Source organism: Stenotrophomonas sp. GD04024, assembly GCF_029837545.1.
GTDB classification, from domain to species: Bacteria; Pseudomonadota; Gammaproteobacteria; order Xanthomonadales; family Xanthomonadaceae; genus Stenotrophomonas; species Stenotrophomonas forensis.
Genome location: NZ_JAOEDV010000008.1, coordinates 87,438 through 94,109 on the forward strand (window position 1 = coordinate 87,438; position 6,672 = coordinate 94,109).

Consider the following 6,672-nt stretch of genomic DNA (forward strand, 5'->3'; position numbering starts at 1 on the left):
CGGCGACGGCGAGGCTATGGCCCGCCGTCGTCGATTCCGCCGCATCGGTGCCGATCCACGCAACGGCACCGCATTGCGCGTCGATTTCGCCGATTCCCGCAGTCTCCCCGTTTCTAGCATGCCCCTGAGCCGGCCATTCCCGGTCGCGCACTCATGCAGGGGCATTCGCATGGCAAACATCGCAGAAGACGGCCAGCTTGGCTGGATCGTCAGCAAGCGCCCGACCGTCCAGGGCATCGACATCGGCAAGGGCGGCGAGGCGCTGCCCGACAACACCTATGGCATCGAGATCGAGTTCTGCACGCACGACAGCGTGATCTTCGCGTTCACCCACGTGGTCGCAGCTTGCTTCGACATCGCTGGCACCGAGCCATGGAAGCTCGAATCCGATTCCGGCAACGTCTTCGAACTCGTCACGCCGCCGCTGCGCTTCGGCGCCATTGATCAAGCCTACGCCTTCAAGGAACAGCTTGTGGCGATGCTGCAGGCGTCCATCCAGAAAGCCGAGACGCAGGGCGTCAACGCCATCACGCTCGGCGACTGGGCGGGACAGTTCGCACCCAAGCTGGTCGAACTGCTCAACACCCACATCAACACGGGCCAGCTGAAGCTGGAGCTGGTGGCACTGAAGGCCATCGACTATGCCAGCTGGAAGGAGGTGGGCGAAGGGCTGAACGTCGGCAATGTGGACGATGGCATCAACATTCCCGCCGGGCTGCTGCGCCACAAGCTGCGCAGGCTCGACTGGGAAAGCTATACCCCGTGCATCATCCTCGCCCGCTGCAGCAAATTCTGGTCCGAAGGCTACGCCTCGCAGATGAACCTGCCGATGACGCTCAGCGGCTACTTCCTGTAAATGATGTACAAGACCCACGACAAGCACTACTCGCAAGCGGTTCGTGCACAGCAGGAGCTGAGTGGCGAAAAGGCCGGGCAGAAGCTGACGGCCTGGTACTGGCGGCATGTCCTGCTGCAGGCGTGGTGCCGATACCAGCGTGCACTCGGCGTGGAACCGGAGGCGAGGAAGCTGTTCGCGCCCGAGGCGATTGGCCGCTCCGCCCTGCTCTACCTGGTGGTTGGAAAACTGCTGACCGGCGCCCTGGCCGAACTCGGGGAAGCGCCGCAGCTGGAGCTGCAGCAGAAGGCCTGGGATGCCGGGTCCACCCGCGCGATCGATGCTGACGAGCCGGAGGTGACCCTGGGTGACTGGGCCCCGTACCACAGTGCGCTGAAAGACCTCACCGGCATCTGGCTGAAGGCCTCGCTGATGGATGTGATGCGCACCCAGAACCTGCAGACCTGTACCTGGGCCGTCACCGAGCTGCCGCGGGTGCTGGCCAGGACCGAAGTGTGGGAGAACGCGCTTCTGAACTGGAAAGGGATGGAGCGGATCAAGGCGATGGGATCGACCATCGAATGGACCGACCTGGAAGAGTTCGCCGAGCCTGAGCGACGGCAGGTGCTCTACGACAAGGTGGTCGAGGTGGCCGGAAGCCTGGCCGAGCATCTGAAACACCTGTCCCCGGACAAACCCGGGCCACCGGATCTCCCTGACGAGAAGGATCGGCCGTTCCTCGATCGGCGCAATACCCCGGCGTGGGAGGCCCGCTACGACACCCTCCTCCCGCCCATTGCACCGCGTGAGAACACGCGGAACGAATTCACCTACCTGATCGAGCATCGCAACCACTGACACATCGCCCTGATCCGCGCTGCCGCCCTTCCATCCACTGCGGCAGGCACGACGCTGTTCCAACCGGAGAAACGAAATGACACAGGTCTACGCAACACTTCGCTCGGACGATCAGTACCTGATCGCACGCAAGCAGATCACCAATGCCTGGTGGAGCGGCTATGCCGCGCCGGTGCTGGTGGCCGAGGCGGCGTCCGCCCTGACCACGGTGGTGAACGTTGCCGCAGGCAGCGCCGTCAATGCCGGCGCGGTCGCCGCCATCAACGCGTCGCTGGCCAATGCCGTGCTTGCAGCGACGTCTGCGTGGCCCGCGGGGGCTGCCGCCAATGGCGTCGCCGCGCGGACTGCCATCAATCAAGCGGCCGTTGCGGTCAACAACGCCGGCCAGGTCCTGGCGCAGCTGCAGGCAGCATTGCCGACGGTACTGGCCGCCGTGGACCGGGCCGCCGCCATGGGGGCGGCCGAGTGGGTCGCGGGTGGAGGGGCCGTGCCGGCCTGGGTCCAGCTTCAGAATGTAGGCATCCCCGCATGGCCGGACCCGAACCTGCAGGCGACCGTCAACGCCGCACAGCGGCGCATTTCGGGCTGGGCCGGCTCGCAATCGCCGCGCCTGGTGAACCAGGCCGGGCAGTGGGCACTGCCTGGGGGACGCATGTCAGTTGCGGAAACCGCCGAGCAGGCGGCCAGGCGGGAATTCCAGGAAGAAACCGGGGTCGAGCTGGACGCAGGTTATGTGATGGCCTACCACACGCTGTTCCAGACCGCGCCGGGAGGTGCCGATTTCTACCTGGTCTGCTTTGACCTGCCCGGCGGCCAGGACATCGCCGCCCTGGTGACACGGATCAACGCGAACCTGATGGCCCAGACCGGCTGGCTCAATCGGCCGACCGCCGGGTCGGTGGTCGACTGGGAACTGGATGCGGTCTGCACCGTGGCGCAGGACGAGCTGAGCAGCTCTCTGGGGACATACCAGCCCGTCTCGATTCCCGACACGCTGCGGCCGGTGCCCGTGCCGATGCCCGCCGGAGGCGCAGACATTGCGGCGTGGGAGCGCAGGCAGCGACGCTTTGCCGAGTCCCAGTCCATCGACTGGTACCTGCGCATGGCCCGCTACATCGAGCAGCCGTAGGCGGCCGACGCGGATACGGGGAAATCGATGATGAGGCGACGGTACCCCCGCATCACGGCCCCGCTCTTCACACCATTTCCCCCGCATTCTCCGTCGATTCCACCAATCCGCCAGCAGCGCTTGTTTCTACTCTGCATCCACGGTGAAGCACACGCAGTTACGCACCACGCACCGTGAAACTGGATACCACGCACTTCCACCTTTTCGCAGGAGCAGGACATGGCATTTCCAACCGCGGTAAACGACCAGATCACCGATTCGGTCACCCAGGCCAACACCAAGGTGCTGGGCGATGCGCCCGCCGTGGCGGTGGGCAATCTGTACCAGGCCACCGCACAGGCGCTGGCCAATGCGGCCCACAACGCGACCAACGCCCAGCAGCAGTCGTATGTGACCGCGCAGTCGGCCACCACGATGGGCGTGGCCACGCTGTACTCGATCGACACCGCCACCACGGCCGTGGCCAGCAAAGAAATCCTCAGCACCCGCGTCCGCGGCCTCGGTTCCTGATCCGTCGTCCCGTAGCTGACCCGCCAACCTCAAGGAGCTCGACATGGCATTTCCGACCGCTGTAAACGACCAGATCACCGATTCGGTCACCCAGGCCAACACCAAGGTGCTGGGCGACGCCCCCGCCGTTGCCATGGGCAATCTGTACCAGGCCACCGCGCAGGCGCTGGCCAACGCCGCCCACAACGCCACCAATGCCCAGCAGCAGTCCTACGTGACCGCGCAGGCGGCCACCACCATGGGCGTGGCCACGCTGTACTCGATCGATACCGCCACCACCGGCGTGGCCACCAAGCAGATCCTCGGCGCGTGATGCGCCGGCAGGCAAGGAGCTGAGCCATGGCATTTCCCACGACCGTCAACGACCAGATCACCGATTCGGTCAGCCAGGCCAACCTGCAGGTGCTGGGCGTGGCCCCCGCCACGGCGATGGGCACGTTGTACCAGGCCACGGCACAGGCCCTGGCGAATGCAGCCCACAACGCGACGCTCGCCCAGCAGCAGATGTACGTCACGGCGCAGGCCGCGACCACGATGGGCGTTGCACTGCTCTACGCCGTCGATACCGGCGCCACCGGCGCCGCCACCCGGAAGATTCTCGGCTGATTCCACTAAGTGCCGGCAGTCTCCGTTCCTGTAGTGCTGTCCACCCAAGGAGTTTCCACCATGGCATTTCCCACCGCCGTCAACAGCCAGATCACCGATTCGGTTTCGCAGGTCAACACCAAGGTCCTTGGTGATGCGCCGGCCATCGCAATGGGCAATCTGTTCGTGGCCACCAGCCAGGCACTGTCCAACGCCGCGCACAACGCCACCAACAACCAGCAGCAGTCCTACGTGACCATGCAGGCCTCGACCACCCAGGGCGTGTCCACGCTGTATGCCATCGACACCGCCTCCAACGGCGTGGGTACCCGCGAAATCCTGGGTCTGCGCTGACGTGTCGGCCCGGCGTGACGCCCCCCTCAGCGCCCCCGCCCGGGTGGCGTCACGCCGGGCCCCTGTCTGATGCCCGCATCGCCTGCCACCGGCTACCTGCTGGACGCTGCCAGCGCTGGCTCGGGCCTGGCGATCGCCCTCGCCCCGTCGTTCGCGATGTCCGCCACTTGCCTGGCGATGGCCGACAGCCTTGGCCTGGCCATGCAGAACGCCGTGGCCAACCAGCAACGCGGCCAGGTCACCGCCGGCGCCAGCCTGGCCCAGGTCCTGGCCCTGATCATCCAGAAGGGAGCCGTTCCATCATGAGCAGTGAGAACACCGTCAACAGCCAGATCGTCGACAGCGTCAGTGCCGCCTCGACCCTGCTGGTGGCCCAGGGGCCGGCGCAGTCCTTCAGCATGCTCGACATGGTGATGCTGGAGACGCTGGGCACGGCCATGCACAACGCGGTTGCCCGCCAACAGGGCGCAGGCATGGTCAGCAACGCCGCGGTCACCGCCGCCTGCGCGAAGATGATCAATGCCCCCTGGCCGGTGCCACCGCCGCCGCCGCTTCCCCCGCCGCCGCCACCGCCGCAGGTCATCCCCCTGCCAGCGCCGGTGCCGGCGCCACCTTCGCCTGCGGCGGTGATCGCCGCGGCTACCGCAGAAGGAAAGACCGCCATCAGCGTCCTGCAGGCACAGACCCACGGTGCCACTGCCGACGCTGCGGCCGCCACCGCCAGCCTGCACACGCTCGAACAGCTTGCAGGCGACGGCGCGGCCCCCACGCCCGGCCCTGCGCCCGACTCCACGCCCGGTCCGGAACCGGCAGCGGGTCCCGCCCACGACCCCGCGCCAGACTCCCCCTCCACCGCGGCGGCCGGCAGCCCCGACGCCACGCCGTGACCGTGCTGCGGCTGCATTCCGGCCGCCCCCGCCCATCAAGGAGCCCGTATGGACCCGAGCAACGTCAACGCCCAGGTCATCGATGTGATCAACCAGGTGCAGACGGCCACCATGGCCACGACCGTGGTGAAGACCAGTGGCGCCGGCAAGGCCTACCAGTCGGTGGCCCAGTCCGCGGCGATTGCCGTGCAGGACGCCGCCGACGCGCTGCGCAACGTTTCCACCATCGCAACCACCGCCGCCGGCGTGGCCATGGCCCAGTACCTGGCGACGGGAGACGAAAAATATGCGAGGGTGCTCACGCAGGCGCAGACCATGATGCAGGGGGCCACCGACGACTTCACCCGCGTCGGCAGCGCCGCTGCGACCGTCCTCAAGGATTTTCCGGCCCAGTGAGGCCGCAAGGAGAGCCACGCATGAGCGTTTTCATCGACGGTCGCCCCGTTCCCCATCCCGGCCAGCTCAGTTCGCGAACCAAGCGCGTGCTGCCGTTCGTCGATGGCGGCCACTATTGGCTGCAGTGGGCCATCGATTCACACGAGCATCGATACGCCTTTGCAGACGAAGGCGCGATGCTCGAAGGCGTGCAGCAGGGCCTGCATGGTTCACGCATGGCCTGGCTTCCCAATGCCGGCCTGCAGGTGAGCCCGGTCAAGCTGCTCAGCCTTCACACCGACGAACTTGAAGCCTTACGCCAGCTGGAATCGAGCCCGCCCAGCAACCTGCTGTCGAATGAAGTGCAGAGCGTGCTGGTCCGGCACGGCCTGCTGAGCAACAAGGAACTGGGCGCATACCGGCCCTTCCTCGCGGCCGTTGGCGCCGGCGACGCGCCGCTGCTGCTGCAGCTCGACTTCCGTGAATCGCTGGCGCTGTACCAGCTGGCCCTGGAGCAGGGCGGTCATAGCCCGCCCAGCGAGGCCCAGGCCGAAGCGGCCCGTTTCGCCTTGCAGCACGCACGCAGGCCGATCGAATTCGCCGACTATTTCCGCTTCTACCTGCGTGCTTCTCGGCCGGGAGGCAACAGCGACCTGCGCCTGGAACGCGCCACGCACGCATTGCAGACCCTGCTGCCGATGCTGTTCGGCTACCTGGATGGGCCCCAGCTTTCGCATCTTCCATCACCCGAGCAGGTGCGCGCCGCCATTGCCGAAACACTGGCGGCAAACCGCCACATCGGCTACGCCCGCATTTCGCTGGCCGCGCAGCAGGTCGCGATGTTCCTGGGCGATGGCGATGGGCTGCAGCTGGATGGCGAACGATGGCGCGAGGCCGCGCGTCGGCAACTGCGCAGCGCACAGGCGTTCCTCGACAACCATCCGGTCTCGCGCGGCCAGCTCGGCCAGGACGGTGCCAGCGTGCTGTTCGCCATCGATGGCTCCAAGGAACAGGCGCGCATCCAGGTGGAGGACAACGTCATCACCCTGCAGGACTACCGCCGAACGCGTCGTTTTGCCGAGGATGAGGCCGAGATCGGCTACCAGGCAGACGAAGTGTGAGCCTGCCCTCACCCGCCC

The 6,672-nt window shown here is 66.7% G+C and carries 11 protein-coding genes; all 11 read left to right on the forward strand.

All coding sequences use genetic code 11. From position 1 onward, the window contains the following. Window positions 1–16: 16 nt before the first annotated feature. The 11 genes from N7590_RS04495 (at window position 17) to N7590_RS04545 (ending at window position 6,654) form a co-directional block, all read left to right on the forward strand. Entirely contained in the window at window positions 17–856 is an 840-nt protein-coding gene (locus N7590_RS04495; RefSeq protein WP_279935198.1) for a hypothetical protein, read from the forward strand. A 3-nt stretch (window positions 857–859) separates the two neighbouring features. Next, window positions 860–1,693, forward strand: a complete 834-nt coding sequence (locus N7590_RS04500) for a hypothetical protein (protein ID WP_239544215.1) — start codon at window positions 860–862, stop codon at window positions 1,691–1,693. Between the two features lie 76 nt (window positions 1,694–1,769). Continuing rightward, the gene (locus tag N7590_RS04505; protein WP_053508555.1) at window positions 1,770–2,822 is read left to right on the forward strand and encodes an NUDIX domain-containing protein; all 1,053 of its coding nucleotides are present in this window, start codon (window positions 1,770–1,772) and stop codon (window positions 2,820–2,822) included. Between the two features lie 219 nt (window positions 2,823–3,041). Further along, window positions 3,042–3,332 (forward strand): RebB family R body protein, encoded by a 291-nt coding sequence (locus tag N7590_RS04510; RefSeq protein ID WP_005416648.1) that lies wholly within the window; start codon window positions 3,042–3,044, stop codon window positions 3,330–3,332. 43 nt (window positions 3,333–3,375) lie between these two features. Then, window positions 3,376–3,645 carry a RebB family R body protein gene (locus N7590_RS04515; protein WP_005416649.1) on the forward strand — a complete coding sequence of 90 codons (270 nt, stop codon included), beginning with the start codon at window positions 3,376–3,378 and terminating at the stop codon, window positions 3,643–3,645. A gap of 26 nt (window positions 3,646–3,671) precedes the next feature. Then, window positions 3,672–3,938, forward strand: a complete 267-nt coding sequence (locus N7590_RS04520) for a RebB family R body protein (RefSeq protein ID WP_164241231.1) — start codon at window positions 3,672–3,674, stop codon at window positions 3,936–3,938. Between the two features lie 60 nt (window positions 3,939–3,998). Continuing rightward, window positions 3,999–4,271 carry a RebB family R body protein gene (locus tag N7590_RS04525; RefSeq protein WP_053508556.1) on the forward strand — a complete coding sequence of 91 codons (273 nt, stop codon included), beginning with the start codon at window positions 3,999–4,001 and terminating at the stop codon, window positions 4,269–4,271. A gap of 69 nt (window positions 4,272–4,340) precedes the next feature. Further along, a complete protein-coding gene (locus N7590_RS04530) occupies window positions 4,341–4,577 on the forward strand; it encodes a RebB family R body protein (protein WP_164241230.1) in 237 nt (78 codons plus the stop codon). After that, on the forward strand, window positions 4,574–5,158 hold the full coding sequence (locus N7590_RS04535) for a RebB family R body protein (RefSeq protein ID WP_053511974.1): 585 nt from the start codon (window positions 4,574–4,576) through the stop codon (window positions 5,156–5,158). Before N7590_RS04530 ends, N7590_RS04535 begins: the two co-directional genes overlap by 4 nt. 48 nt (window positions 5,159–5,206) lie before the next feature. Continuing rightward, a complete protein-coding gene (locus tag N7590_RS04540) occupies window positions 5,207–5,554 on the forward strand; it encodes a hypothetical protein (RefSeq protein WP_006479484.1) in 348 nt (115 codons plus the stop codon). Between the two features lie 20 nt (window positions 5,555–5,574). Next, entirely contained in the window at window positions 5,575–6,654 is a 1,080-nt protein-coding gene (locus N7590_RS04545) for a hypothetical protein (protein WP_164242886.1), read from the forward strand. Window positions 6,655–6,672 lie beyond the last annotated feature (18 nt).

Bases quoted from the DNA above. Each gene is read 5' to 3' on its own strand.
- N7590_RS04495 (WP_279935198.1), top strand. From the start codon at position 17: ATGGCCCGCCGTCGTCGATTCCGCCGCATCGGTGCCGATCCACGCAAC.
- N7590_RS04500 (WP_239544215.1), top strand. From the start codon at position 860: ATGTACAAGACCCACGACAAGCACTACTCGCAAGCGGTTCGTGCACAG.
- N7590_RS04505 (WP_053508555.1), top strand. From the start codon at position 1,770: ATGACACAGGTCTACGCAACACTTCGCTCGGACGATCAGTACCTGATC.
- N7590_RS04510 (WP_005416648.1), top strand. From the start codon at position 3,042: ATGGCATTTCCAACCGCGGTAAACGACCAGATCACCGATTCGGTCACC.
- N7590_RS04515 (WP_005416649.1), top strand. From the start codon at position 3,376: ATGGCATTTCCGACCGCTGTAAACGACCAGATCACCGATTCGGTCACC.
- N7590_RS04520 (WP_164241231.1), top strand. From the start codon at position 3,672: ATGGCATTTCCCACGACCGTCAACGACCAGATCACCGATTCGGTCAGC.
- N7590_RS04525 (WP_053508556.1), top strand. From the start codon at position 3,999: ATGGCATTTCCCACCGCCGTCAACAGCCAGATCACCGATTCGGTTTCG.
- N7590_RS04530 (WP_164241230.1), top strand. From the start codon at position 4,341: ATGCCCGCATCGCCTGCCACCGGCTACCTGCTGGACGCTGCCAGCGCT.
- N7590_RS04535 (WP_053511974.1), top strand. From the start codon at position 4,574: ATGAGCAGTGAGAACACCGTCAACAGCCAGATCGTCGACAGCGTCAGT.
- N7590_RS04540 (WP_006479484.1), top strand. From the start codon at position 5,207: ATGGACCCGAGCAACGTCAACGCCCAGGTCATCGATGTGATCAACCAG.
- N7590_RS04545 (WP_164242886.1), top strand. From the start codon at position 5,575: ATGAGCGTTTTCATCGACGGTCGCCCCGTTCCCCATCCCGGCCAGCTC.